At 67.8% G+C, this 23,565-nt stretch carries 26 protein-coding genes and 1 pseudogene; 16 read left to right on the plus strand and 11 right to left on the minus strand.

Going from position 1 to position 23,565, the window contains the following annotated elements:
• Positions 1 to 484 precede the first annotated feature (484 nt).
• The 5 genes and pseudogenes from aceE (at position 485) to OG828_RS02555 (ending at position 6,190) form a co-directional block, all read left to right on the plus strand.
• Positions 485 to 3,175 (plus strand): pyruvate dehydrogenase (acetyl-transferring), homodimeric type, encoded by a 2,691-nt coding sequence (gene aceE, locus OG828_RS02535; protein ID WP_328499958.1) that lies wholly within the window; start codon positions 485 to 487, stop codon positions 3,173 to 3,175.
• Between the two features lie 182 nt (positions 3,176 to 3,357).
• Positions 3,358 to 3,861 (plus strand): annotated as a pseudogene (locus tag OG828_RS02540) (2-oxo acid dehydrogenase subunit E2); the annotation flags it as partial.
• A gap of 470 nt (positions 3,862 to 4,331) precedes the next feature.
• Positions 4,332 to 4,784, plus strand: coding sequence for a hypothetical protein (locus OG828_RS02545; protein WP_328499959.1), 453 nt, complete (start codon positions 4,332 to 4,334; stop codon positions 4,782 to 4,784).
• A 281-nt stretch (positions 4,785 to 5,065) separates the two neighbouring features.
• Positions 5,066 to 5,563, plus strand: a complete 498-nt coding sequence (locus OG828_RS02550) for an Ohr family peroxiredoxin (RefSeq protein WP_328349657.1) — start codon at positions 5,066 to 5,068, stop codon at positions 5,561 to 5,563.
• 423 nt (positions 5,564 to 5,986) lie between these two features.
• Positions 5,987 to 6,190 (plus strand): hypothetical protein, encoded by a 204-nt coding sequence (locus tag OG828_RS02555; protein ID WP_443062365.1) that lies wholly within the window; start codon positions 5,987 to 5,989, stop codon positions 6,188 to 6,190.
• A gap of 48 nt (positions 6,191 to 6,238) precedes the next feature.
• Here the strand turns inward: OG828_RS02555 and OG828_RS02560 are convergent, their stop codons facing one another.
• Both OG828_RS02560 and OG828_RS02565 read right to left on the minus strand, forming a co-directional pair.
• A complete protein-coding gene (locus tag OG828_RS02560) occupies positions 6,239 to 6,544 on the minus strand; it encodes a hypothetical protein (RefSeq protein WP_328499960.1) in 306 nt (101 codons plus the stop codon).
• Between the two features lie 52 nt (positions 6,545 to 6,596).
• Positions 6,597 to 7,361 carry an alpha/beta fold hydrolase gene (locus OG828_RS02565; protein WP_328499961.1) on the minus strand — a complete coding sequence of 255 codons (765 nt, stop codon included), beginning with the start codon at positions 7,359 to 7,361 and terminating at the stop codon, positions 6,597 to 6,599.
• An 81-nt stretch (positions 7,362 to 7,442) separates the two neighbouring features.
• Here OG828_RS02565 and OG828_RS02570 point away from each other — a divergent pair, with 81 nt between their 5' ends.
• From OG828_RS02570 to OG828_RS02615, 10 genes are all read left to right on the plus strand, one after another.
• Complete coding sequence (locus OG828_RS02570) at positions 7,443 to 8,663, plus strand: FAD-dependent monooxygenase (RefSeq protein WP_328349663.1); 1,221 nt, start codon at positions 7,443 to 7,445, stop codon at positions 8,661 to 8,663.
• Positions 8,664 to 8,757: 94 nt separating this feature from the next.
• On the plus strand, positions 8,758 to 9,477 hold the full coding sequence (locus OG828_RS02575) for a TetR/AcrR family transcriptional regulator (RefSeq protein WP_328499962.1): 720 nt from the start codon (positions 8,758 to 8,760) through the stop codon (positions 9,475 to 9,477).
• 89 nt (positions 9,478 to 9,566) lie between these two features.
• Positions 9,567 to 10,763, plus strand: a complete 1,197-nt coding sequence (locus OG828_RS02580) for an NAD(P)/FAD-dependent oxidoreductase (protein WP_328499963.1) — start codon at positions 9,567 to 9,569, stop codon at positions 10,761 to 10,763.
• 36 nt (positions 10,764 to 10,799) lie between these two features.
• Positions 10,800 to 11,696 carry an RNA polymerase sigma-70 factor gene (locus OG828_RS02585; RefSeq protein WP_328499964.1) on the plus strand — a complete coding sequence of 299 codons (897 nt, stop codon included), beginning with the start codon at positions 10,800 to 10,802 and terminating at the stop codon, positions 11,694 to 11,696.
• Between the two features lie 31 nt (positions 11,697 to 11,727).
• A complete protein-coding gene (locus OG828_RS02590; protein WP_328499965.1) occupies positions 11,728 to 11,958 on the plus strand; it encodes a hypothetical protein in 231 nt (76 codons plus the stop codon).
• Between the two features lie 315 nt (positions 11,959 to 12,273).
• Entirely contained in the window at positions 12,274 to 13,974 is a 1,701-nt protein-coding gene (locus OG828_RS02595; RefSeq protein WP_328371523.1) for an L-aspartate oxidase, read from the plus strand.
• A gap of 147 nt (positions 13,975 to 14,121) precedes the next feature.
• Positions 14,122 to 14,868, plus strand: coding sequence for an SDR family oxidoreductase (locus OG828_RS02600; protein WP_328499966.1), 747 nt, complete (start codon positions 14,122 to 14,124; stop codon positions 14,866 to 14,868).
• Positions 14,869 to 15,235: 367 nt separating this feature from the next.
• Positions 15,236 to 15,544, plus strand: coding sequence for a YceI family protein (locus tag OG828_RS02605; RefSeq protein ID WP_328499967.1), 309 nt, complete (start codon positions 15,236 to 15,238; stop codon positions 15,542 to 15,544).
• A complete protein-coding gene (locus tag OG828_RS02610; RefSeq protein ID WP_328505063.1) occupies positions 15,490 to 15,612 on the plus strand; it encodes a hypothetical protein in 123 nt (40 codons plus the stop codon). Before OG828_RS02605 ends, OG828_RS02610 begins: the two co-directional genes overlap by 55 nt.
• Positions 15,613 to 15,625: 13 nt before the next feature.
• Positions 15,626 to 15,877, plus strand: a complete 252-nt coding sequence (locus tag OG828_RS02615; RefSeq protein ID WP_328499968.1) for a hypothetical protein — start codon at positions 15,626 to 15,628, stop codon at positions 15,875 to 15,877.
• Between the two features lie 150 nt (positions 15,878 to 16,027).
• On the opposite strand, the gene OG828_RS02620 is transcribed toward OG828_RS02615, so the two are convergent.
• From OG828_RS02620 to OG828_RS02635, 4 genes are all read right to left on the minus strand, one after another.
• On the minus strand, positions 16,028 to 16,225 hold the full coding sequence (locus OG828_RS02620) for a TetR/AcrR family transcriptional regulator (protein ID WP_328349677.1): 198 nt from the start codon (positions 16,223 to 16,225) through the stop codon (positions 16,028 to 16,030).
• Between the two features lie 416 nt (positions 16,226 to 16,641).
• The gene (locus OG828_RS02625; RefSeq protein WP_328499969.1) at positions 16,642 to 17,040 is read right to left on the minus strand and encodes a hypothetical protein; all 399 of its coding nucleotides are present in this window, start codon (positions 17,038 to 17,040) and stop codon (positions 16,642 to 16,644) included.
• Positions 17,037 to 17,537, minus strand: coding sequence for a DUF6232 family protein (locus OG828_RS02630; RefSeq protein ID WP_328499970.1), 501 nt, complete (start codon positions 17,535 to 17,537; stop codon positions 17,037 to 17,039). Before OG828_RS02630 ends, OG828_RS02625 begins: the two co-directional genes overlap by 4 nt.
• Positions 17,538 to 17,908: 371 nt before the next feature.
• A complete protein-coding gene (locus tag OG828_RS02635) occupies positions 17,909 to 18,352 on the minus strand; it encodes a hypothetical protein (RefSeq protein ID WP_328499971.1) in 444 nt (147 codons plus the stop codon).
• A 20-nt stretch (positions 18,353 to 18,372) separates the two neighbouring features.
• Between OG828_RS02635 and OG828_RS02640 the strand changes: the two genes are divergently transcribed.
• Positions 18,373 to 18,501: a hypothetical protein gene (locus OG828_RS02640; protein WP_328499972.1), complete on the plus strand. Its 129-nt coding sequence runs from the start codon at positions 18,373 to 18,375 to the stop codon at positions 18,499 to 18,501.
• A gap of 176 nt (positions 18,502 to 18,677) precedes the next feature.
• Here OG828_RS02640 and OG828_RS02645 read toward each other — a convergent pair whose 3' ends face one another.
• The 5 genes from OG828_RS02645 to OG828_RS02665 form a co-directional block, all read right to left on the minus strand.
• Complete coding sequence (locus OG828_RS02645; RefSeq protein ID WP_328499973.1) at positions 18,678 to 19,616, minus strand: hypothetical protein; 939 nt, start codon at positions 19,614 to 19,616, stop codon at positions 18,678 to 18,680.
• Complete coding sequence (locus tag OG828_RS02650; RefSeq protein ID WP_328349689.1) at positions 19,613 to 20,098, minus strand: hypothetical protein; 486 nt, start codon at positions 20,096 to 20,098, stop codon at positions 19,613 to 19,615. The genes OG828_RS02645 and OG828_RS02650 overlap by 4 nt, the downstream gene beginning before the upstream one ends.
• A 3-nt stretch (positions 20,099 to 20,101) precedes the next feature.
• Positions 20,102 to 21,325: a macrolide family glycosyltransferase gene (locus OG828_RS02655; protein ID WP_328499974.1), complete on the minus strand. Its 1,224-nt coding sequence runs from the start codon at positions 21,323 to 21,325 to the stop codon at positions 20,102 to 20,104.
• Positions 21,322 to 22,221 (minus strand): patatin-like phospholipase family protein, encoded by a 900-nt coding sequence (locus OG828_RS02660; protein ID WP_328349693.1) that lies wholly within the window; start codon positions 22,219 to 22,221, stop codon positions 21,322 to 21,324. The genes OG828_RS02655 and OG828_RS02660 overlap by 4 nt, the downstream gene beginning before the upstream one ends.
• A 344-nt stretch (positions 22,222 to 22,565) precedes the next feature.
• Positions 22,566 to 23,516 carry an alpha/beta hydrolase gene (locus OG828_RS02665; RefSeq protein ID WP_328349695.1) on the minus strand — a complete coding sequence of 317 codons (951 nt, stop codon included), beginning with the start codon at positions 23,514 to 23,516 and terminating at the stop codon, positions 22,566 to 22,568.
• Positions 23,517 to 23,565: the final 49 nt, after the last annotated feature.

Genomic DNA, 23,565 nt, shown 5'->3' on the forward strand with positions numbered 1-23,565 from the left:
TCCCCCATTCGATCGTGCGTGCCGCAGTGTCCTTCGCGTCCCTCGATGCCATGGCTGTCGCAGACACGCGTCCACGTCGCGCCTGCGCTGATCCGTCCCGTGGCGCCGGGCGACATCGCTGCCGCTGTCGCGCATGTCGGTGTAGGAGTGCCGCTGTTCGGCACGCTGGAGGTGGCCGGCCCCGAGGAGTACCGCCTTGACGACCTCCCGTCGAAGCTCCTCGCCGCAGGCAGCGACGCCAGTGTTGTCTCCGGTCCGCGTGCCAGGCGCTTCGCCGCCGAGGTGGGAAAAACACGCGCTTCTGTCCACACCGCGCGCCCGCATTGGTCACACGACCTTCAGCGCGTGGTTCGCGCGACGCTGACGCGTGCGGACCTGCGGCGGCCTCCCCACGCATATCTCCTGGGACGGCCGCCACAGCGTGCTCGTGGCCGCAGCCGCCGTCCGTCTTCTCCTCCCATGTTGTGATGACAGGAAGCCCTCAATGAGTGATCCGACCCCGCCCACGCAGTCCTCCGCGATGAGTGAGCTCGACCAGTTGCCGGACCTTGACGCCGAGGAGACGAAGGAGTGGCAGGCATCGCTCGACGCTGTCATCCGGCATGCCGGGCCGGAACGCGCCGGGTACCTGCTGCGGCGTGTGCACGAGTACGCGGCCAGGTCCGGTGTGGCCCTGCCGGGGCTTGTGTCCACGGACTACATCAACACGATCCCGGTGTCGTCCCAACCGGCGTTCCCGGGTGACATCGCCATGGAGACCCGTATCACCGCGCTGAACCGCTGGAACGCGGCCGCGATGGTGACCCGCGGATCCCGTCTGGGTCTCGGCGGCCATATCTCGACGTACGCCTCTGCGGCATGGCTCTACGAGATCGGGTTCCAGCACTTCTTCCAGGGCAAGGACGGCGACGGTTCCGGGGATCAGCTGTTTCTGCAGGGACATGCCTCGCCCGGCATCTACGCACGGGTGTTCCTGGAGGGCCGGCTGAGCGAGGAGCAACTGGACGGCTTCCGGCGCGAGGCCGACGGTCACGGTCTGCCCTCCTATCCGCACCCCCGGCGCCTGCCGTGGCTGTGGGAGTTCCCGACCGTCTCGATGGGTCTGGGCCCGCTCGCCGCCATCTACCAGGCCCGGTTCAACCGCTATCTGCACAACAGGGGGATCAAGGACACTTCCGGGTCTCGTGTGTGGGCGTTCCTGGGCGACGGGGAGGTGGACGAGCCCGAGTCGACGGCCGCGCTGGAACTCGCCGCTCGTGAAGGTCTCGACAACCTCACCTTCGTCATCAACTGCAACCTGCAGCGGCTGGACGGCCCGGTCCGGTCGAACTCCAAGATCGTGCAGGAACTGGAGGCCCGGTTCCGCGGCGCGGGCTGGCATGTGGTGAAGACCCTCTGGGGCGAGGCCTGGGACGCCGTACTACGGCAGGACACGGACGGCTCCCTCGTCCGCCGCCTCGGCGAGGTACCCGACGGTCAGCTCCAGACGTACGCCGCGCGGGACGCCGCCTACATACGCGCACACTTCTTCACCGGTGACACACTGTCCCGCCTCGCCGCGAGTCTGAGTGACGCGCAGCTCACCGACCTGTTCCGGAACTCCCGTGGCGGGCACGAACCCCTCAAGGTCCACGCCGCCTACCGGGCCGCGGTCGACCACAGGGATCAGCCGACCGTCGTCCTCGCCCAGACGGTGAAGGGCCACACACTGGGTTCGGGCTTCGAGTCCCGCAACGCCAACCATCAGATGAAGAAGCTGACCATGCCGCAGTTCCGTCAGATGCGCGACTCGCTGGAACTGCCCATCCCGGACAGCGCGTTGAGCGGGGACGTGGTCCCGTACTGGCACCCCGGTGAGGATTCGGAAGAGGTGCGGTACCTGCGCGAAAGGCGTTCCGCCCTGGCAGGCCCCGTCCCGGAACGGAGGGTGGTGGCCAAGGCGCTCAAGCAGCCACCGTCCGGCCCCTTCGAAGCCCTCCAGAAAGGCTTCGGCAGACAGGAGGTGGCCACCACCATGGCCCTGGTCCGGCTGGTCAAGGAGCTGATGCGCGTGGAGGAGACAGGACACCGCTGGGTGCCCATCATCCCCGACGAGGCACGCACGTTCGGCATGGAGGCACTGTTCCCGACAGCCGGGATCTACGCGCCGAAGGGTCAGCGCTACGAGCCGGTCGACGCCGATCAGCTACTGCACTACCGGGAGGCCACCGACGGCCAGCTCATCGACGAAGGCATCACCGAGGCCGGGTCGGTGGCCGAGTTCACCGCGGCGGCGACGTCATACGCCACACACGGCGAACCCATGATCCCCTTCTACATCTTCTACGCCATGTTCGGATTCCAGCGCACCGGCGACCAGTTCTGGGCCCTGGCGGACCAAATGGGCCGGGGCTTCGTCATCGGGGCGACGGCCGGGCGTACGACCATGACCGGCGAGGGACTGCAACACGCCGACGGGCATTCCCACCTGCTGGCCTCCACGAATCCCGCCGCCGTCATCTACGACCCGGCCTTCGCCTACGAGATCGCGGTGATCGTCCGGGAAGGGCTCCGGCGGATGTACGGCGACCAGCCCGAAGACATCTTCTACTACCTGACGGTCTACAACGAGCCCAAGCAGCAGCCGCCCATGCCCACCAGTCCGTCCGTCGAGGAAGGCATCCTGCGAGGGATCTACCCCTTCCGACGGGCCGAGCCCAGCGCTGGGGAACCGCGGATTCAGTTGCTGTCCTCCGGCACGGCCATCCACTGGGCGCTCAAGGCCCAGGAACTCCTGCTGTCACAGTGGGAAGTGCACGCCGATGTCTGGTCGGTGACGTCCTGGACGGAGCTGCGCCGCGACGCCCTGTGTGCCGACCGGGCGCGGCTACGCGGTGAGGAGGAGCTCGTCCCGAATGTGACGGCGGCGCTGTCGGGCGCACCAGGGCCCGTGCTGGCGGTCAGCGACTGGATGCGGCAGGTGCCGGATCAGATCAGCCAGTGGGTCGAGCAGGACTACTCGTCGCTGGGAACGGACGGCTTCGGACTGTCGGACACCCGTGACGCCGTGCGCCGCTACTTCCGGGTGGACCCCGAGTCGATCGTCGTCGCCGCCCTGGACCAGTTGGCGCGGTCCGGTGTCATCGCTCCGGACAGGGTCGACCGGGCCCGCCAACGCTACGGCTGGCAAGGGTGAGCGCCTGCAGATACGTGAGGAGCAACCCAAGTCATGTCTGTTTCCGTAACCTTCCGGCCCTTGGCGAGAGCGTCACCGAGGGCACGGTCACCCGCTGACTGAAGCAGATCGGCGAGACGGTCAAGGCCGACGAACCCCACCGAGATCCCCTCCCCCGCCTCCGGTGTGCTGCTGGAGATCGTCGGATGACACGCATCCGCAAGATCATCGGCGACAGTCTGATGAAGGGCCTTCAGGAGCAGGCACCGCTCACCACCGTGGCCGAGGCCGACGTCACCAGCCTGACGCGGCTGCGCGCCCGGGCCGAGGGCACCTTCACCACCCGCGAGGGCTTTCAGCTGTCTCCGATGCTGGATCAACGAGGACGAAGGAACCGTCACCTACTTCGACACCGAGAACATCGGCATCGCGGTCGACACGGAGAGGGAGCTGACGACCCCGGTCATCAAGGCGGCGGGCGACCTGAGCATCGCCGACATCGCGAGGTCGATCGTCGATCTGACCGGCAAGGCACGGAGCGCCGGTCTTGCCTCAATGGACGTGACAGGCATGGTGACCTGTCGCTGTCGTACGACCACCGACTCGTCGACGGCTCCGACGCCGCCCAGTATCTAGCCGTGAAGGCGATCGTGGAAGCCGCGGCGTTCACCCACGAGCTGCTCGCCGAAAGCCCGGAACAGCCCTGACTGCAGGGTGGTCACTCCTGAACGTGACCACGACGCCCTGGGCGCCCCACCCACCCAGCACCTGTTGTTGCGCGGCCGCGTTCACGGCGGCAAGGGCCGAACTGCCTCGACCGTACTGTCACAGATGAGTCACATGGTTTGTCTTGCTGGATATGCACCCTTCTCCAACAGATGGGTCCGTCGTTCCTCTCGGCCGAGAGGAGCTGGACGCCTATGCGATCAGTGCCGAGTTCTACGACGTCTTGCAGGCCGAGCGGGACGGGGCACTCGTACACCGGCTGTACAGCGGCGATGTCGGGAACGCCCGTCTCGGTGTGCTGGACGTCGGTGCTGGAACCGGATGTGTCACGCTGATGAGCCTCATGGAATCAGAAGTCCCCGTGCATGCTGTCGAGCCCACGCGTTCCATGCGTTCCCCGCTGATGACGCGTCTCGCTTCCCTGCCCGCCGACTTGAGGATGCGGGTCACTGTGCACCCTCACACGCTCGATGAAGTCGGCCTGCACGAGGTGGCCGACGTGGCCGTATGCCATAACACGATCGCCTGTCTTTCCCCGACTTCACGGCGTGCCCTGTGGCCGGCCATCGCCAAGGCACTCGTCCCCGCAGGTGTGCTGCTCATCCAACTCCCGCCTGCCCGCCTCCCGCATCGCGAGACCACGCATGACCTCCCGACCCGGAGAGTCGGCGAGCACGAGTACGGAGGACGCGTGGTGGCGTCGGCCGACGTGAACCGGATCCGGACACGCTTCGACTACTGGGTACGGGGCGATGGCGTTGTGCTGCGAGAGCACAACGAAACGTTCTGGATGTGGCCGGCCGCCCGTACAACGGTGATCGGGGAACTGGAGAAGGCCGGGTTCGCTCCGCTGCCCAGGCGGGCCGATCCGGCCGTGCTGGCAGTCCGGCTCACGCGGCGCTGACCAGCGTCCCGAACCACTTCACGCGCGAGCCCCGTATCGGCTGCTGTCACAACGGAGGTGACTTGTCGGTCAACCAGCTGTCCGAAGCACGGAGCTTCTTCCTTACACGAAGGTGCATACAACATGGCATTTGGCACAGTTGGTTCGGTGGGCTCTGCACATGGCATGGCGTCGCGCATCGCGTGTCGATGTGACATACCGTCGTCGGCGGACGCCCGCCCTCCGGTATCGATGCCGGCTCCGTGCCCGGCCGTGTGCTGCGACGCCGAGGGAGGCATGCGGTGACCGGGCAGGATCCGCTGCCCGATCTGTCCACCGACAAGGACTTCCACGGAGAGTCCTTCGCCCCCATCTACACCACGACGGTGACCGTGAGCGGCGGTGCAGCGAGTCATGGGCGGGCCACCGGGACAGCACGCTCGACCGACGGAGTCCTGGACATCAACCTGCGCATGCCTACCGAATTGGGGGGCGACGGCCGGGGGACGAATCCCGAGCAGTTATTCGCTGCCGGCTTCGCCGCCTGCTTCCACGGGGCACTGAGCCTGGTGGCACGCCAGGCCGCGCTCGATCCCGCCGCGCTATCCGTGGAGGCAACCGTGGCGTTCGGTCGGGACCCGGAAGACGGCGGCTACTTGCTGCGCGTCGATCTGGTGATCAAGTGGCCGGGCATCGACCCTGAGATCGCCGCCCCGCTCCTGGAGAAGGCCGATTCGCTGTGCCCCTACGCGAAGATGGCCTGGCAGGGAACGCCGACAACGATCACGCTGGCTCCGTAGCCGGCGACATCTGCTGCCTGCTCAGGCGTATGCCGTTCGCAGGCTGTTTCCGCAGCCGTCGAGTGCCCCACATGGCACACGACGGCTCTTCATGAGATCTCCTCCGACGCGGTGAATCGGTACGGAGGCGTGGTGCCGAGCCCGCTTTGGCAGGAATAGGTAGCACCGCGCTGCGCGACAGCCTCTTGCCATGTGTCACAAGAGCGAGAACCCTTCTGTCTTAGCAGTGAGGGGACGAGTGACCGCTTTCTGCCGCGCTCGCCGCTCCACTTGGCGACCACCGGCCGCAAACGGTGCGCCTCGCCCGTTCCATTTGGGGTGGGTCCTCATACGCTGACCGCGGACGAACCCCGGCCCATCAGTACGGATATCGGACCCGCACCCGGAGAACTGCTTCTGGCCGCGCTCGGATCGTGTACGTCCATGACCGTCCGGGCATTTGCGGACCGTCACAGTTGGCCGCTCGACCAAGTCGATGTGACTGTGCGGTTCGATATAAAGGAACTGCTGGCAGTTGCCGGGCCCTGTCCTGTGCAACGTCTCCTGACCAAGGGGGCCTCGATCGTCACCGTGCCCACTGTTGTGGCGAGGCCCCCCGCGTCCCGCAGCCGGACACTGCCGCAGTGACCGTGCCTTGCACGGTTCGGTCCCGCGACACCCCGGACGGGCGTCTTGTCAGGAGGGGAACCACAGGACGGCGTCAGCAGCCTCTTCCTTGCCACTGCTGAAGAGAGCGATGTCCCTCTTGTGCGAATGATGCGATAGCAGTTGGGCGATCAGGCGGCGGTCGCCATCGAGGACGAACGGCTCGCCCTGCTGTCCCGAGGATGTCTTGAGGTACTCGGCGTTGATGGTTGTGTGTGAGGAACTCCGGGCCAGCGCCGATCGCTTCAGCTCCTCCGTCAGGGTCGCGAGGGCGATGGCGCAGCCGAGCCACTTGGGCTCATGGACGACGAGGGTGACGCGAGACGACGGACACACGCAACTTGCGGGCGAGGGCGACAGCCTTCTCCAGCTCGGGTCGATTGGCTCGTCAGCGGTCCAACAAGTCCCAGAAGTCGGTGAGCACCTGGGCACCATGGGAGGGGTCTTGGGTCATCCACCAGTGGCCGAGCCCCTCGAGCGTCGCGGTCCCGGCGCCGGCCAACTGCGCCGTGCGGTACCGCTGTTCGATGGTCCCGGCCAAGAGGTCCTCGGTGGCGAGCAGGGCGAGCCCGGGCCGCTGCGCCGCGCGTTCGAGGTTCCGGCCCAGCTCGGCCATCACCGGTTGGGCGGCCGATCGGTAGAGCGCGTGCGCGGCCCGCCCCATCGCCTCGTCCTGGCCTGCCGCGACCTGCTTCGCCACCGGCTCGCTCATGCCGAACTTCACGAGCATCGCGACCCGCATCGCGAGGTCCGGGCCGAGCGGGACGGCGGGGTCCGGTCCCGTGCTCTCCGGGGCCTGCTGACTCAGGGCGAACTCGTGCCATACGTAGTCCGGATCGAACAGGCCGGTCACATCGCTGACCCAGCTGCGCACGAGGTCAGGGCGGGCCATCACTGCGTTGAGGGTGTGCACGCCGCCCCAGTCGTGCCCGACCAGGTCGACGGGCTCGGCGAAACGCTCCAGTTCGCCGATGAGCCAGTCCCGGTAGTCACCGACGGTCGCCCCGAACCCCGTCGGCAAGGGCGCCCCGAAACCGGGCGGGGACAGGCGGATCGGGCCGGGTCGAGCGGGAGCGATGCGTTCGAGCTCGACGAGCATCGGCTCCCAGACGTCCGGCGTCTCAGGGAAGCCGTGGACGAAAACGGTTGGCATGGCGGGGACTCCGTTCATGTCGGTCGCGCCCGGCACGACTGACCAAATGACTAATCTGGTCAGTTACTCTACTCTGGCGGCATGAAGACGAACACCACCCCGCGACAGCGGGCTCTCGTAGTCGGACTCGGCGTCAGCGGAACAGCCTCCGCGCTTCGGCTGCACAAGGCGGGCTGGGACGTTGTCGTCCTGGAGAAAGCAGCCGAACGCCGCCGCGGCGGGTACTTCCTCACCCTCTTCGGCACCGGGATCACCGCGGCAGAGCGCCTCGGCATCGAGGTGCCGAACCGCTTCTCGACGGACATCGCCTACTACAACGTCGATCGCGCGGGCCGACGGCGGCGCGGCATGGGCTTCGCCGAGGCCGTGGCCGGCGAGTCACGCCCGGTCGTGCGCGGCGACGTCGAGCAGGCCGCGTTCGACGCCCTGCCCGAGGACGTGGAGGTCCGGTACTCGTCCGTTCCGGTCGCGCTGCGCCAGGACGCGGAAAGCGTGCGGGTCGACATCGAGGACCGGGCCGCAGGGACGGTGACCACCGAACGGTTCGACCTCGTGGTGGGGGCCGACGGCCTGCGCTCGACCACGCGCCGACTGGCGTTCGGGCCCGATGACGGCCGTATTCACCGTCTCGGCTACATGATCGCGGCGTGCGCCCTGCCCGGCCCGGTTCCCGGTTTCCGGGGCACGGACGGAATCATCATGTCCGAGCTGGGCCGGTCGGCATGGGTGTTCGCCTTCGCCGACCGGCCACCGACGGTGCTGTTCAACTACCGGACCGAGGATGTGGACGGCGAGTTCACCAGGCCCGCCATCGACTCGCTGCGGGCCGTGTTCGGACCGGAGCCCACGGGTGCGACGCTCGGCTGGCTGCTCGACCAGTTCGAGCAGGCGCCGGACCACCTGTTCGACACCGCCGAGCAGGTGCGGCTCGACACGTGGCACCAGGGCAGGGTGGTACTCGTCGGCGACTCGGCGTGGTGCCTGACCCTCTACTCCGGGATGGGGGCCTCCAGTGGCCTGGCCGGGGCCGACATGCTGGGTACGATGCTGGAGCTGTATCCCGGAGACGTGCCGCGGGCGCTGCGGGCCTGGGAGGAGAAACTCCGCCCCTTCATCGAGTTCCACCAGGGCTCCGGCATGGCCATGCGTAAGCTTTTCGTCCCGGCCGACCGCACCGAGTACGGGATCCGGTTCGTCTTCGACCACGTGGTGGGGACGACGCTCGGCAGAACGCTCCTCTCGGAGGCCGAGCACCGCAGCAAGGCTTCCCGGATGAAGACGGTGGACATCGGCAGGACCTGACCCGGCCTACGGGCCCGCCGTACGGCAGGCTCACCACCTCCGTGAACCCCCGTGCCATCATGACGCCGAAGAGCGAACGGGAGGAACCACGACGGTGAGCCGGCTGATCGAACACGACTCCGTGAAGGCGGCCAGAATCCTCGACAGTGCGCGCGAGCTGGCCCTCGAACACGGCGTCCGCAAGGTGACCATCGCCGAGATCGCCGCGGCCGCGGGCGTGGGCAAGGGCACGGTCTACCTGTACTGGGAAACCAAGGAAGACCTGTTCGTGGGGCTGGCCGCGCGTGAGGTACTGGCCTGGATCGAGACCATCAACAGCCAGATCGCCCAGGACCCGCAGTCTGTCCTGCCCCGCTGTCTCGCTCCGCTGCTCATCCGCACGACACTGGCCAACCCATGGCTGCGGTGGCTCCGGAGCGACAACAGCGCCCTGCGGCAACTGCTCCATCGCCCCGCCGACCAGGAGCGCTTCGCCGAGGCCACCACGAGCGCGATGGGCAACGCGGTCCTGACGATCCTGCGCGACCACGGGATCGTGCGCGACGATCTCCCGCTGTCCAGGCAGATGTACGCCCTGCACGCCGTGCTGGTCGGGTTCCTTACCGTCATGAACGACGCCCATGTCGCAGACCCGCTCAGCATCGGCGATCCCGAAACCGCCCTCGCCGACACCGTCCACCTGCTGCTCGAACGGCCTCGCGATCCCGCCGCGCGCGATGTCGCCAAGGCCGCGGAGGCGGTGCGGGCCCGGTTCACCGAGATTCACGACAACCTCCTGGGACTCGTTGCGACGGGCGCCGCCGGCACCAGGTGACCTGTGTGGGCTACGTCTCATCCGCGAACTGTCACAGCGGATGGGCGGCCGGTGTCTCCATGTCGAGTCCATAAACCCAGGGAGACATCATGAACGGGAACGTCGAGGTGGTCGTGATCGGCGGCGGGTACGGGGGCGTGACGGCGGCCAACAGCCTGGCGCGGCGCGATGGCGTGTCGGTGACCGTGGTCAATCCACGTGCCCACTTCGTCGAGCGGATCCGCCTGCACCAGCGCGTGACCGGCTCCGATGACGCGACCGAGGGCTTCGAGAAGGTCATGGGCGGGAAGGTCCGGCTGGTGGTCGACACCGCGACCCGGATCGACGCTGCCGAGCGCCAGGTGTCGCTGGCGGGCGGTGGCACGGTCTCGTACGACTACCTCGTCTACGCGGTGGGCAGCGGCGCCGCCGTGCCCGGCGTGCCAGGAGCGGCAGAGTTCGCCTATTGGGTGTCGGACCTCGAGGGAGCGGAACGACTGCGGTCGGCGCTGGATGCGGCGCCCGCGATGGCTCCGGTGACCGTGATCGGGGCCGGCGCGACCGGCCTGGAGACCGCCGCCGAGCTGGCGGAAGCGGGTCGCAAGGTCACCCTGGTCTGCGGCGGCGCACTCGGCCCCGCCCTGCACGCCCGGGTCCGCCGCCCGGTCGCACGCCGGCTCGCCAAGCTGGGCGTGAGCGTCCTCGAAGGTCCCCGCGCGCGGGTGACGGAAGTGACACAGGGCGCCGTACAGCTCGACGACGGCCGCGAGCTGCCCAGCGCGGTGACAATCTGGACCGCGGGTTTCCGTGTCCCGGACCTGGCCGCCCGCAGCGGGCTGCGCACCGACACCGAAGGCCGCCTGGTCACCGACACGACGCTGACCAGTGTGGACGACGAGCGCATCGTCGCCGCTGGGGACGCGGGGGTGATGCCGGACCACCCGTTCCGGATGAGCTGCCAGGCCGCCGTACAGCTGGGTCCGGCAGCCGCCGACACGATCCTGCGCCGGATCGCGGGGAAAACACCCTCGCCCGTCCGGATGTTCTTCGCCGGGCAGTGCCTCAGCCTCGGCCGGAAAGAGGGCGTCACCCAGTTCTCCTACCCGAACGACAAGGTGAACGCGCTCCGCATCAGCGGGCGGACGGGTGCCGGCGTGAAGGAGATCGCCTGCCGGTTCACTCTCAACAAGTTGGTGTCCGGGGCCCGCAAGGCCAGTTCCCGCGGATCCCATGGCGACGCCGACCGCCTGGAAACGCCTCAGCCGCAAGACCCCACGACGCCGTCCCACACGCGAGGCGCGGCCTAGCCGCCGAGTTCCCTCCGAGAGAGCGAAGCGCACGACATGAACGACCACGTCACCGACCCCGCGACCGAGGCCTTCGTCACCCACCGTGACCTGCTGTTCACCGTCGCCTACGAGATACTCGGATCGGCGGCGGACGCCGAGGACGTTCTCCAGGAGGCCTGGCTGCGGTGGGTTGAGGTCGACCTGGCGCAGGTGCGGGACCAGCGCGCCTACCTGGTACAGATCACGACCCGGCAGGCACTCAACCGGCTACGCGCCCTAAAACGGCTCAAGGAGGCCTACGTCGGCCCCTGGCTGCCCGAGCCCCTGCTCACCGCGCCGGACGTGGCCGAGGACGTCGAACTGTCCGAGAACCTGTCGCTGGCACTCATGTTCGTCCTCGAAACCCTCTCACCGACCGAACGCGCCGTCTTCGTGCTGCGCGAGGTCTTCGACATCGGCTATGACGACATCGCGGCCGCGATCGGCAAGAGCCCCGCCGCCGCACGCCAGATCGCCCACCGCGCACGCCGGCACGTCGACGCCCGCCGGCCGCGCACACCGGTTTCCCCGGAAGAAACCCGGGCAACGCTGGATTCGTTCCAGCGCGCGCTCGAGACCGGGGACCTGCAGGGCCTGGTCGAGGTACTCGCCCCGGACGTTGTTTTCGTCAGCGACGGCGGCGGCCTCAAACTGGCGGCCCCGCGGCCGGTCGTCGGCACCGACAAGGTGCTCCGTTACATGGCCGGCAGTCTCCACAAGGCCGGCGGCACCTTCACCAGTGAGGCCACGACGGTCAACGGCAACCCCGGCCTCATCCTGCGCCTGGACGGCGTGATCGACGGCGTGCTGGCCTTCCGCGTGGAGAACGCCCGCGTCACCGGCCTCTATTACGTCCGCAACCCCGAAAAGCTCACCCGCGTTGAGTCCGAGACCCCCCTCACCTCTCGCTGATCCCCCGTGACACGGCCGACAGAGGTGCGCGGTGGCGCAGGCGTCGCGGAACAAGCCGCTGACCGCCGCCGAGAGGCAAGCGAGCCGGCTGGTCAGCCAGGAACGCGCGGCGAACGAGCACGGCTTCGCCGAACTCAAGAACTGGCGCGTACACACCAAGCTCCGTCTGAAAGCGAAGCACGCCACCACCCTCCTGCTCGCCCTCCTCGCCCTGACGAACGCGGAGATGAGCCCCCACCCCCGACTCACACCAGCCCACTGACCAGCGCTTTCCAAGATGGCAACGTGTCGATGAACAGCCGGCCCGCGCAGGCAGCGTTCCGGCTGGTGCCCCTCCCAACATGACCCTGCTGCCCAGCGTGCAGCGGGAGCAGTTCGACCTGGAGGTCCCCCTGGACCGCATTCTGCCGTGACACCGCAGCCGCCGAAGGAGAGTGGGCCGCATTGACATTGTCTCTCGATCTCGTGGGCGTCAGCGACGAAAGGTGTCACAGATGCCAGGACGGCCTGGTCGTAGTGAGTGACAACCCGGCGATCGGAGTAGACCGTGGCTATCAATGAACAACGTCTTTCCACCATGGTGTTGGTGATCGGCACCGGAGGCTCTGGGCTGCGAGCGGCAATCGAGCTGGCTGAGGCCGGCATGGATGTCCTCGCGGTCGGCAAGCGCCCCAAGGAGGACGCCCATACGGCACTTGCTGCCGGAGGGATCAACGCGGCCCTGGCCACCATGGACCCCGAGGACAGCTGGCAGCAGCACGCGGCCGACACTCTCAAGGAGAGCTATCTGCTGGCCGACCCTCGCACCGCCCAGATCGTCACGCAGGGTGCCGCCCGAGGCATCGACGACCTGGAACGCTATGGCATGGCCTTCGCCAGGGAGGAGGACGGCCGGATCTCCCAGCGCTACTTCGGCGCGCACAAGTTCCGGCGCACCGCCTTCACGGGCGACTACACCGGCCTGGAGATCCAGCGCACGCTCATCAGGCGCGCGGATCAGCTGAACATCCCCGTGCTCGACGGCGTCTACATCACCCGTCTCCTGGTGCACGAGGGTGCAGTCTTCGGTGCCTACGGCTTCGACCTCACGCGCGGAACCCGCTACCTGATCCACGCCGACGCCGTCATTCTCGCCGCGGGTGGTCACACCCGCATCTGGCGGCGCACATCCTCGCGGCGCGACGAGAACACGGGCGACTCCTTCCGCCTGGCCGTGGAAGCCGGAGCCCGCCTGCGCGACCCCGAGCTGGTGCAGTTCCATCCTTCCGGGATCATCGAGCCGGAGAACGCGGCCGGCACCCTGGTCAGCGAGGCCGCCCGAGGGGAAGGCGGCATCCTGCGCAACGCGTTCGGGGAACGGTTCATGGCGCGCTACGACCCCGACCGCATGGAGCTGTCCACCCGCGACCGTGTGGCCCTGGCCTCCTACACGGAGATCAAGGAAGGGCGAGGGACCCCCAGGGGAGGCGTGTGGCTCGACGTCTCCCATCTGCCACGGCAGACGATCATGACGCGACTGCCCCGTGTCTACCAGACCCTGCTGGATCTCCAGATGCTGGACATCACCCGCGAACCGATCGAGATCGCGCCCACTGCGCACTACTCGATGGGTGGGGTGTGGGTGCGTCCCGAGGACCACAGCACTGACGTGCGTGGTCTGTACGCCATCGGTGAGGCGTCGAGCGGGCTGCACGGCGCCAATCGCCTCGGTGGGAACAGTCTCATCGAGTTGCTGGTCTTCGGCCGCATCACAGGCCAGGCGGCCGCCGCGTACTCGCAGTCCCTGGCTGCACAGCGGCGGTCGGCGTCGGCCATCGCGCAGGCCCGCGCGGAGATCGACGATCTTCTCGTGGCTGACGGACCGGAGAACGTCCGCGCCCTGCAGCGCGCCATCCGCAACACCATGACCGAGCATGCGGGAGTCGTACGCGACGAAGAGGGCCTGCGTGCCGGGCTGGCGGAGCTCGCAGTGATCGAGAAGAGGATGGAGGACGTCGGCGTACACCCGGACATCGCCGGCTACCAGGACCTCGCGCACGCCTTCGATCTCAAGTCCGCTGCCCTGGCGGCCCGGGCCACCCTAGAAGCAGCACTGGAGCGTCGCGAGACCCGCGGCTGTCACAACCGCAGCGACTACCCCGACCTGGATCCCGCTCTGCAGGTCAATCTCGTGTGGTCCCCGACGACCGGCATCACCCGTGAGAGCATTCCGGCCGTCCCGGACGAGATTTCCTCCCTGATGGAAGAGGTCTCGTCCGACGGAAAGCTTGCCGAATAACCTCGTACAACTCTCGATTCTTGCGAACCCCTGTCACAAGCACCGCCCCTGTCTTGTCTCTTCTAGTGCAGACCGAATTCGGTGCCGGTGGACAGCCTCATCGCAGGATGCGCGCCGCACCATGAACACTTCCGAGAGGAATCCGTTATGAAGGTCGTAGTCATCGGTGGAACCGGGCTCATCGGCTCGAAGCTGGTCGGCAAGCTCAACGAACACGGGCACGAGGCGGTCGCGGCCGCCCCCAACACCGGCGTCAACACTCTGACCGGCGAGGGCCTGGCCGAGGTCCTCAAGGACGCCTCGGTCGTGGTCGACGTGTCCAACTCCCCCTCCTTCGAGGACAACGCCGTCATGGACTTCTTCCGCACCTCCACAACCAACCTCCTCAAAGCGGAGACCGAGGCCGGCGTGACCCACCACGTGGCGCTGTCCGTGGTCGGCACCGAGCGCCTCCAGGAGAGCGGCTACTTCCGCGCCAAGCAGACCCAGGAAGAGCTGATCAAAGCGTCCGGCATCCCCTACTCCATCGTCCACGCCACCCAGTTCTTCGAGTTCATGAAGGGGATCGCGGACATGTCGACCGACGGCGACACCGTCCGGCTGGCCCCCGTCAAGATCCAGCCCATCTACTCCGACGACGTGGCCGCCGCCGTCGGCCGCACCGCGGTCGGCACCCCGGTCAACGGGATGGTAGAGGTCGCGGGCCCCGACCAGTTCCAGCTCGACGAGCTCATCCGCAAGGCACTCACCGCCAAGAACGACCCCCGCACGGTCATCACGGACCCCCACGCCCCGTACTCCGGCGCCCAGGTGAAGGAGACCACACTCCTCCCAGGCCCCGACGCACAGATCGCCCAGACCAAGCTCACCGACTGGCTCGCCCAGCAGCAGTAGGAACGGCCCGTGGCCCCTGCCCACCGGCAGGGGCCACTCCTGCACTCCGGGCGCAGATTCGCTCCACCACGTACACGTTCACTGCGTTGGCCCTCTTGCCCGGACGAGCTGTTTCACACCGTCTCTCGTCGGCCAGGATTCGGCGTTCACGACCGGCAGTACTTCGCTCTAGAAGCAGCCCGGAATTCGACTGTACGGCCGCAGTGTGCCGGAATCCATCCCTTCCGAGATCCACGCAAGAAGGAACGCCCGCCATGTTCAACCACAAGGAAATCACTGTTCCGAATACCGCCCGCTATGAAGGGCTGACTGGCGTCTACACGATTGACCCGGCCCGTAGCACGATCGGTTTCCCGTCCGCCACACCATGATCACCAATGTGCTCGACGGGGCCGATCCCATCCGGTCCGAGGCCCATGTCGCAGTCCAGGTCGGCAGTTTGGACACGGGCATTTCGCAGCGGGACGCCCACGTCACCGGCCCGGGCTTTCTCGACTCGGCGACGTTCCCTCTCATGACCTTCCGTTCCACCGGGGTCGTCGATGCCGGTGACGGCCAGTTCCGCATGTCCGGCTACCTTCGGCAGAACACTGTCGGATTCGAGGGGACGGCCACCCTGAAGTGCTCCGACTGGAGGCTGACTGGAACACGCCACTGGCCACGGGTGCGGTCCTGATCAGCGACAAGGCGAACCTGACCCTCGACATCTCTGCCGTACAGCTGGACCAGGCAGAAGCTTCCTGAACAGGGAGGGGCCGTGACGTCCACTCTTCCGTTCTCCGCCGCAGAAGGACACACGATGACCCGAGCCACTGAGCACCGAATCGATATGACGGCCACAGTGGTGTCCTTGGCCACTGAAGCCACTGAGCTGGAGATCCGCGTCAACGAGCTTCGCCAAGAACTCGTGGACCTCAACGAGCGGATTGAAGCGATCTCCGACGCTCTGCACCAGCTCCCGACCAATTCGGCGGTCGTCAGCAACGCAGCGGTGCGCAGCGAACTCTGAGACGCCGTCCGCACCGCGTGCGCACCAAGGTCACCTGACCGCCCCTTTCCGCCTTGGGGCCGCGCGCGGCGAGCGGCCCCAGGACAGGGAACGCCTCGTGGTGTCTCAACCCGACCTCGGACGGCGACGGGCGTGGGCCCGCGCCGCCGCCTACTCCTGGGGCAACTGGTCGACGTGGACCTCGACGGCGGGGACGAGCCACTCCATCAGTTCCTCGAAGTCGAGTGTGGCCAGCGGCTCCACCGCGAGGACGTAGCGCAGCATGACGAGGCCGGCCAGTTGTGCGGACGTACGGGCGCGAACCCCGGTGTCCGCGTGGCCTCCTCGGGGGCGATGCGGCCGAGGCATGACACGAAGGCCACATCGATCCGGTCACGGAATGCCTCGACCACCGCCTCGCTCGACAGGCTGGTACTACAGCCTCAGATCCTCGTGGTGTGATCGGTTGTGATTGGGTGCTGGTCGTCAGGGTCGGAAGCGGGCGGGTATAGGGTCGCCGCGACGGTGGTGGTGGCTGACGGTTGCCCGGGCCTGGACGGTCACAAAGTCTGAGGCTGTAGTACAAGGCTGGCCTTGCTGGTGCCCCGCGCGCCGTCCTGGCCTTGGCGAACTCGGTGTCGCCGTGGCGCCGTTGGTAGATGACGGAGGCAATGACGCGCGCGGCGGCTGAGGAGGCGAGGACGGTCGTACCCGGCGTGCTGAGCGCCTTGAGGAAGTTGGCCACCCGCTCGCGAGTGAGACGCATCCGCTCCAGACTCAGGCGGTCACAGCACGGTGCCCAGCCGTTCGATTAGCGCATGGGCCGTCTCCTCGCCGCCGACCGCGGCACCTGCCGTAGCGGTGGTAATGGCGATCGGTGCGAGGTACCCCTTGAGGGTCGCCACGGCGCGTCGGAGGGTGCCGGGGTCCGGCTCGTCTCGGGCGACTTCGGCGCGGATCGTTGTCGCGAGGTGCGATGCGTCCTCGCGGACATCGTCCGGCACGCCCGCAGCGGACAGATGGCGCACGGCGTCGGCCACGGCTTCGGCGAGGGCCTCGAAGCCCGGAGTGATCCTCTGGAGGGACTGGTCGACATCGCCGTAGGTCACCGGCCCTTGGACCTTGCCCACATTTCGATCGCCAGTCTGATCGATCTTGTCGCCGAAGTGAAAATTCTCGCTCATCGACTTACCTTGCCCGTGTTGTTGTTTCCGAACTGCTTGATGCTGTCGCCGACATGGAAGTTCTCGACCTGGAATTGAAACTCTGCCTGCGGGTTGTCGATCGCTTCCATGATCGATTGGGAGATCTGGGTCACCAGTTCTTCGTTGGGGCTCGCGAGTACGGCGTACGGTGCTCCCGCGGTCTCGATGTTGAGTTGATGCAGCGACTTTCGGGTGACTGACATGAACAGGCGGATGAGGCCGGAGACAAGGAGCGTGGCCAGGAATAGCAGGACCGCCGGCATGATGAGTTCGACCAGGGTGGATTGGCCTTGGGTCGCGTACAGGGCGAAGCCCATGAGCACGACGTACACCACGAGAACCCAGCGCCCGACGAGCTTCAGGATCTTGACGAAGCTCGGTTTCAGTGTCTTTGTCGTCACGCGGGCGATGTTGTGCAGGGGGTAGGCCTCGGAATCGACCCAGAGCACCCGTCGACTGACGCGGATACTGATCATGTTGCGCCTGTAGAACATCCTGTCCCCCCGCGCCAGGAATTCACTGAGAATAAGCGCTCAAATTCTATCCGTCTGTCGCTGGCGAATGCAGGCCGATCAGCAGAATGCGCATCGGCGATCAGAAGAAGTCGTGGGCCTTGTGCTAAGCCTCATCAGATCTTCGTGGTGTGATCGGTTGTGGCCGCGTTGCGGTCGCCAGGGGCGGAGGCGGGCGGGTAGTGGGTCGCCGCGGCGGTTGTAGTGGCTGGCGGTTGCCCGGGTCTGGTGGAGGGCTCGCCAGTGATGCTGCTGTAGGTGGTAGACGGGTTCGTGGTGGCCGACGAGGGCGGTGGCGGCGAGCACGCCGGCGAGTGCGGGGATGGTCAGGCGGATCAGTGGTGGGCGCTCATCTCTCTCGTGGGTGGGGCTTTTCCCTGTTCATTACTCTGTTCGGATGCGTGGTTGGGGACCGCGTCGTTCTCGGATGCAACTTGCTGCGCGGAGTGCTGGGCGCGCTGGCCGGTCAGGAAGGCCAGGGCGATCATCGCGCAGGCGACGTGGCGGTGCCAGGAGTTCCAGCGGCGGACCTGGTACCGGCCCAGCCCGGTGATCTGTTTCGCCTGCTGGTTGTTCTCCTCGATCCTCCACCGCACTCCGGCCCGGCACACAGCCTGCGGCAGGGCAGCGTCGCAGCGGTCATGCACGAGGAAGTAGGCGTACTCGAAATCCACGCGCCCACCCGCGAGCTGCTTCTTTTCGGTGGAGCGGCGGATGAGCAGGTGATGGGCGAAGCCGTCGGCGGGCTGGAGCCCTCGCCCTGGCTGCGGCGCTCCCACTGGTCACGGGCGATCGCGTAATGCAGCAGGTCACCGACTTTCTGCACGGCGGGCTGGTACGGCTTGCCTGGTGGACCGGCCACCAACAGCGTGAGGGGCACCCCCAGCACGTATGGCAGGTCATTCTCGTGCAGGCCACCACACCGTGAGGACCACCTCCCGCGGGCCGCGGCAACGGGGCGGTCGGTGGCGTTGCTCGGACAGGGGCTCCCGGCTCCGTTGCTCATTGCCCTCCCCGTGAGCAATTCGGCCGACGATGTCGCGACGGAGACACCCGACGGGGCCGACTTCGCGCCGACCGCGCTGCGCGCTCTGGGCGACGCCCTCATGGCAACGGTTCGTCCGTCACCGCGGTCGCTCCGCAATGGGCACGGATGAGCGCGATGAGGGAGTCGGTGGTGTGGTCGAGGTAGCTGCGGCCATCGGGCAGCTTGCCCTCCGGGCTGATGTAGCTGCGCGGCCCGAGATGGGTGGCCGGGTCGAGCCGATGCACGGTGATCTTCCCGGCTCGGCTGGCGCGGTTCCATCCGCTACGGCGGAACAAGCGCCAACGCTGAGGGAAGATCCAGGTGCCGACCCGCTCAATCCGGTCGCTCGCGCTGGTGAGTTGGTGCACGTGCTCGGCATGGGTGAGATCGTTGGCGCCGTTGTGGAACCCGCCGAGCGTGATCACCACGACCGGGCAACGCAGCTGGGTGTGCAGTTCCTCGACCGCGCCGGTCGCGACCTGCGCGCCGCCGCTGTAGCTGAGCAGCACCACGGGGATGCCGCTGCCGGGCTGGTAGCCGGCGAGCCGGAGCTGCGTGGCGATCTGGGTGCCGACGGCCCGGTTGTACAGGGGGCGGTACCGGTGGTCGGCGGCTACGAAGACCTGCATGACGTTGTGCAGGAACAGCAGCAGCCCGATGTGCCGGCGCAGCCACGCCCACACCTTGCGGTCGGCCAGCGGATCGGCCAGCGGCGAGTAGGGCTGCACCTGCCCAAGCACTCGCAGTTCCGGCGCTTTGGCTATCACGTCCTTGACCAGCTGGCCGCCGTCCCGGGTATCGCGGAAGCGGCGCTTTCCTATGCCGTCCAGGTACACCAGGTAAGCATCCGGCGGACGGTCCGGGCCGGCACCCCGTGCGTAGGGCACGCCCTCCGGAAGCTCGCTGCCGGGAGTGCGCAGGCCGGCGCTGTAGACAAGCACCTCGTGCCGGGCCAGAAGAGCCTCCGCCAGCAGGACGGGCCCAAGGACGAGGGCCCAGAGCAGGAATGTGTTCATGTGATCGACTCCATTGCCCGGGGCGCGCTGATCCGGACGACCAGACGCCGAACGGTCTCCACGGCGACACCGAGTCCGACCCCGGCGACGGCCACACAACCGGCGGCACTCCACCAGCCGAGTCCGGTCGCCACCGCCAGATGGTCGGCTAGGACGGCCCCGACGCCCAGGAAGAGCAGCAGATGGAGAAAGGGCCCCAGCAACGGGAACGCGAGGATGGCGGCGAGCAGCAGCGGGGCGACCAGCCCGGGTGTCCACGCCAAGCCCTCGCCCGGTGCTGGAGAGGACATCACCAGCTCGGCCAGGTTCCACGCGGTCAGCGGCCACAGCGCGAACACGACGCCCTCGACGATGCCCGCGGCCAGTAGCAACCCGCCGACAAGGGTTCGCGGCATGCCAGGCCTGCGCGCCAGCAGCGGCAGAATGCGCCCGACAGCCTCCGACAGTCCGGCCAACAACAGCAGAAGGACGACGACCGACATCACTCAGCCTCGCGGTGACGGATCGACAGGAACGGACGGACCGACCGAGCCGACCACATGCATGTACCGCTCCAGTTCGTCGGTGGCCCGCTGGTATCCCCCCGCATCGTGCTGGGCGGCCTTCAGCATGGTCGAGGCCGCCCGGAACCCGGGGTCGTGGAGCAGGCGCCTGGCAAGGACACGTACGGAGCCCCTGGCCACGTCCTCGGTTCGGATCGACAGGCCGGCGCCGAGCTCGACGACGCGGCGGGCCACCATCGGCTGATCAGCCCCCTGCGGGACCACCAACAGCGGAACCCCGGCATACATGGCCTCATTGACACTGTTCATCCCGCCATGGGTGACGAACAGCGCCGCGCGGGCCAGCACCTCCAGTTGCGGCACGAAGCGCCGGGCGAGCACGTTCGCAGGCAGCGGCCCCAGCGCATCGGGATCGGTCTGCCCCGTGGACAAGACCACAGTGCCGCCCAGCGGGGCGAGCGCGGTGGCGAACGTGCGCAGCAGCTCCGGATCTGCGTTGAACACCGTGCCCAACGACGCGTACAACACCGGGTCCCGCAGCCGATCGACCGGGAACGACGGGTCGACCGGGCGGGCGCCGATGCTCGGGCCGACGAAACGGTACGACTCGTCGAAGTCCCCGATGGCGGGCTGGAACTCCCGCGAGGTGTAGACGAGGTTGAGCGGCTGGCGGATGTTCGCCAGGTCGAGCCGTGGCAGCCCCGAGGTGTCGAAGCGGCGGTGCAGCTCCCGACGGGACCGCAGATAGCCCCGGACGCTACGGGGCCGGGCCCTCGCCTCGGCCAGCAGGTCCCACGAGCCCCGGGTGGGGCTGTGGAGGTGCCGGTTGAAGGCGAACGTGGTGAACGACGAGGCCGCCGGCACCTTGAGTTCGCGAGCGGCAACCGCGCCCCACAGACAGGAGGCGTCGTGGACGATCAGATCGGGCCGTTCGAGGCGCAGGTCGGTGAGCACGGCAGGCAGCCAGCGGACGGTGGTGTTCGCGAGCGCCTCCAGCCAGGTGAGCGGCGTCAGCTCATCGGGAAACGGCTGGTCGCCCTCGGGGTAGAGGCGCACCGTCGCGCCGGTGGCCTCGATCTCCTCACGGAACTGCGGCGAGGTGTGGTACGTGACGGTGTGGCCTCGCCGAACGAGCTCGGCCACGACCGGCAGCGTCGGGTTGATGTGCCCGTGCATGCCGATGTTGAGGAACGCGACGGTACTCACAGGTCGGCCTCCGATAGGTAAGAAGTCGATGCCTCGCCCGGACCGGCGGACGTCACCGCAGGGTCGTTGACCCGATACAGCCCCGGCCCGCTGATGTGCAGCCCGTCGAGGAAGCGCCCCGCGGTGTGGGACGCGGTGCTGATCAGCCGCTGGGAGTGGCCGAAGTCCCACGGGGCAGGCCAGGCCTCAATGCCGGTGGGGAGCACGACGGTCGGGATGTGCTTGGACACCTCTTCCAGGTCGCGCTCGATCTGATGACGCAACAGCAGGAGCCCAGCCCTGGCGGCGATCGCACCGGCACGCCGTCGTGGATTGGCGGGGCGCAACGGCGAGCTCTCCGGCCCGGTCGACAGCACCACCACGCTGGCAGCTCCCGCCTGGTGGGCCGCCAGTACCGGTACATAGGCGACCACTCCCCCGTCGACGAGGGTCCGGCCCTCACGCACCACCGGGGGCAGGATCCCGGGAATGGCCGCGCTGGCCAGCAGCGCGGATTCGAGGTCTCCGTGGTCGAGCAGCACTGGGGCGCCGGTGGCGAGGTCCATGGCCACCGCGGTGAACGGGACCGCCAACTGCTCGATCCGCGACGGCAGCCCGGCCCGGGCGATCAGTCGCCGCAGGCCGCGGTCGGTGAAGACGCTGGCCCGTGTGGACAGGTGGCCGAGTGGATACACCTCACGGCGGCGCAACTGGGTCCACACGTGGTCCAGCCATGGCGCGGCCCTGTTGGGGTGGGCGGCCGCGATGGCCCCGTTGAGTGCACCCACCGAGGTTCCGATGATCATGTCCGGGATGAATCCGCGCTGCTCCAGCGCGTATCCGACACCGACATGCGCCGCTCCGAGCACACCACCGGCGCCCACCACCACGGCCACAGGACGGGGAAGAGCGCGCAAGCCCGCCGAAGTCGGGTCCCCGGGCGACCGGCCCGATGACAGAGGACGCGTCCCCTTGTCGCCCGTCACGGTTCGATGCCTCTTCTGGCCACGCCCGATCGCCGAGGCGCGCCCTCTGAAGGCAAAGCGTGCCAACGACACTGGCCCTCGACGAGTAACGCTCATGAGATCGACCCTTCTCACACGGTGTTGGATCGCATTGGTTTCGCAACGATGACCGGGCAGCCGCCCAACCTGTGACACGATGCTGCAAGGCTGGGAGCGCGACGGTGACACCAACGACGTTTCGTGAGGGGCTGCTGGTCATCGTCCCGCACGGAGGAGGTCCACACTGCGGAGAGTCCTCAGGTGCTGTGCAGGACGGTGCGTAGGGTCTGGATGGCCTGCTCCACTGCGGCAGTTGCTGCCGGTGTGCTCCGGAGAAGGTTGAGCATCATGAAGTCGTGCAGGGTGCCGTTGATTCGGATGCTCGTGGTGGGGACGTCAGCCTGGGCCAGCCTGCGGGCGTACGCCTCGCCCTCGTCCCGCAGCACATCGCTCTCGTCGACGATGACGAGCGCGGGCGGCAGCCCCTGCAACTCCTTCAGGCTCGCCCGCAGCGGCGATACGGTGGTCTCCGCCCGCTGGGCGAAATCGGTCGTGTAGCAGTCCCAGAACCAGGCCATGGCCTTCGCCGTGAGGTAGGGGCCGGCCGCGAATTCCCGGTAACTTTCGGTGTTCTGGGCCGCGTCCGTCACGGGGTAGTACAGCGACTGGTGCGCGAAGGTCACATCACCACGCCGCTTGGCCATGAGGGTCAGCGCGGCGGTCATGTTGCCGCCGGCGGAGTCCCCGGCCACAGCCAGGCGGGAGCCGTCCAGCCCCTCGTCGGCGCCCTTGGCGGTGATCCACCGCGCTGTCGCGTACGCCTGTTCGATGGCCACCGGGTACTTGGCCTCCGGCGCACGGTCGTACTCCACGAACACGACGGCGGCATTCGTCCCCACGGCCAGCTCGCGCACCAGACGGTCATGAGTGCCGGCGTCGCCCGTCACCCAGCCCCCGCCGTGCAGGTAGAGGACGACCGGCAGCGTGCGTTGACTGCCGACGGGCTTGACGATGCGTACCGGCACATCGCCCACCTCGGCGGGCACCGTGATCCACTTCTCCTCAATGTCCGGCTTCTCCACCGGCACTGCCTGCAGTTCGTCCAGGACCTTCCGGGCACCTTCCGGACCGAACTCGTACAGGAACGGCGGACTGGCCGTCGCGTCCGCGAGTGCCTGAGCCGCAGTCTCAAGAAGGGGCTTGGTCATCACTGCGCTCCTCAGGTCGGCAGACTCTCGCCTGCTGTCACCCTTATGA

This window comes from Streptomyces sp. NBC_00457 (assembly GCF_036014015.1).
Lineage (GTDB): Bacteria > Actinomycetota > Actinomycetes > Streptomycetales > Streptomycetaceae > Streptomyces.